This is a genomic window from Streptomyces sp. UH6, assembly GCF_013421635.1.
GTDB lineage: Bacteria > Actinomycetota > Actinomycetes > Streptomycetales > Streptomycetaceae > Streptomyces > Streptomyces abyssomicinicus.
Map to the genome: position 1 here is coordinate 1 of NZ_JACADT010001370.1, position 1,139 is coordinate 1,139.

A 1,139-nucleotide genomic window follows, 5' to 3' on the forward strand; every position below is an offset into this window, starting at 1 on the left:
CGCGGCGACCAGCGCCAGGAGCCGGTCACGGGTGTACCGGCCGGGGCGGGTCCGCGTCGAGTGGATCACCACGCCGGGCAGCGCGGGGCCGGTGTCGTCGGCGGTCCGCGCCTCCAGGAACCGTTGCCGGCCGTCGACCGGCCAGTACACGCTCGTTGCGGCGCCCCGCTCGTCACGGACGCCGAAGGGGCGGTCCGTCCCCTGGAGGCTGCCCACCCTGAAGTGGCGGTCCGGGTCGGCGAAGGGCGTCGAGGCCCACATCTCCAGGAAGTCGAGCAGGACCTCACGGTGACGTGGCCGGGTGGAGGGAGCCGCCGCCCGCAGCGCGACGGCGTCCGTGCGGCCTATGAAGCGGGTCCAGGAGCCGTCGCCGGCCGGCCGGGGGCCGTCCGCACCGGGCTCGGGGGTCCAGGTCCCGTCGAGGAACGCCGCGGTACGGGCGACGCCGGTGAACGCGTCCTCCTGCCACATGCCCGACCCGGTGACGAGGCCGGCGAGGGCTGCGGACATCTCGTGACGCGGCCATTCCCGGGGTGCCGGGGGGTGGTGGGCGCTGGTCGTCCGGTTCATGGTCCCGATCATGGCCCATGCCTCCGACAGCGGAGGGGCGGGAATGCCGACGCCGCCCGTGCTGTTGACATGGCCAGATCGGAAGGAGGTCCCATGGCACGTAGTACCGCGCGTCCCGTGGTGAAGCTGAGGTCCACGGCCGGCACCGGCGTCACGTACGTGACGAGGAAGAACCGGCTCAGCGACCCGGACCGGATGGTCCTGCGCAAGTACGACCCGGTGGCGCGGGAGCACGTCCTGTTCCGCGAGGAACGCTAGGACGCACCGGGACGCACCGGGACGCACAGAGCGAGGGGCGGCTCCGCACGGCGGGGCCGCCCCTCGTGTGCGCCGCTCGCGTGCAGCGCTCGAAGCGCGTCCTTCGTGTGCCACGTCCGCCGTGCGCAGTGGTGCGGACGTCCGGTGCCCCCGGGTCCGGCCGTGACCACGGGCGTTCAGGCGTCCTCGCGTTCCGCCACCGAGGCGGGGTCGTCCAGGACGCCGCGGATGACCGAGTGCGCGGCCCCCAGCAGTGGTCCCTCGGGGCCCAGCCGGGAGACCGACACCTCGCAGGACCGCCCGGCCGTCCG

The 1,139-nt window shown here is 74.5% G+C and carries 2 protein-coding genes and 1 pseudogene; 1 reads left to right on the plus strand and 2 read right to left on the minus strand.

The annotated features are described in order from the left end of the window. A partial coding sequence (locus tag HW445_RS31950; RefSeq protein WP_180224252.1) for a hypothetical protein occupies positions 1-570 on the minus strand: 570 nt, incomplete at its 3' end. Positions 571-663: 93 nt separating this feature from the next. Here HW445_RS31950 and rpmG point away from each other — a divergent pair. Then, positions 664-828: a 50S ribosomal protein L33 gene (rpmG, locus tag HW445_RS31955; protein ID WP_151772389.1), complete on the plus strand. Its 165-nt coding sequence runs from the start codon at positions 664-666 to the stop codon at positions 826-828. Between the two features lie 176 nt (positions 829-1,004). Here rpmG and HW445_RS33970 read toward each other — a convergent pair. Then, positions 1,005-1,139 (minus strand): annotated as a pseudogene (locus HW445_RS33970) (ROK family protein); the annotation flags it as partial.